The following is a 626-nucleotide window of genomic DNA, read 5'->3' as shown; positions in this document are numbered from 1 at the left end:
GAATATCAAACAGAGAGTACCTATAAAAAAAGAATGGGATCGGTTTATTTGCTTTACAGATAACGGAGAAATCATTTATCAAGATTATCGAGCTTACATGAATAAAACGAGGGAAATCCCTTGGACCGATATCCTTGAAGATTGGGAGAGGAAACCTAGGTCTGTTAAGTATTCAAGGCATTTTAAGCATTTACCAAAAAAAGTACAGACTTATCTCGTTCAAAAACCAAATGAGACAAAGCGTCGTGTGAAAGGGATAAAAAAATTGTTAGATCAGTATACATTGAACGATATCGATGAGGTCTTATCAGACGAGAGTAGATTCGAAAGAACTCCCCATGAGCTTGGCTGCTTATTAAACGCCAAACAAGCCATGTACCCAGAAAAAATGGAGGAAGATCATACACCTAGAATATTACTGAATCATGAGACCAATTTAGAAAATTATAACCAGCTTTGCCCTTCTTATGAAGGGAGGGTATCTGAATGATTGAATTAAAAGAAGTATGCAAGGTGCTTCATCTGGCCCACGTAGCCGAAAGGTTCGAGGAGATCCCTTTTGAAAATAAAGAACAATTTATTCGTGACGTATTAATGCTTGAAGTTGATGCTAGGCAGACCACAAG

The 626-nt window shown here is 37.5% G+C and carries 1 pseudogene; it reads left to right on the top strand.

The window, feature by feature from the left end:
- Positions 1 to 490: pseudogene (locus HR057_RS16850) on the top strand (IS21 family transposase); the annotation flags it as partial.
- Positions 491 to 626: the final 136 nt, after the last annotated feature.

This window comes from Calidifontibacillus erzurumensis (assembly GCF_013303125.1).
In the GTDB taxonomy this organism is placed as follows: Bacteria; Bacillota; Bacilli; order Bacillales; family Bacillaceae_J; genus Calidifontibacillus; species Calidifontibacillus erzurumensis.
Note: the sequence above shows the minus strand (reverse complement) of the source record. Positions and strands in the feature narration are given on the sequence as shown.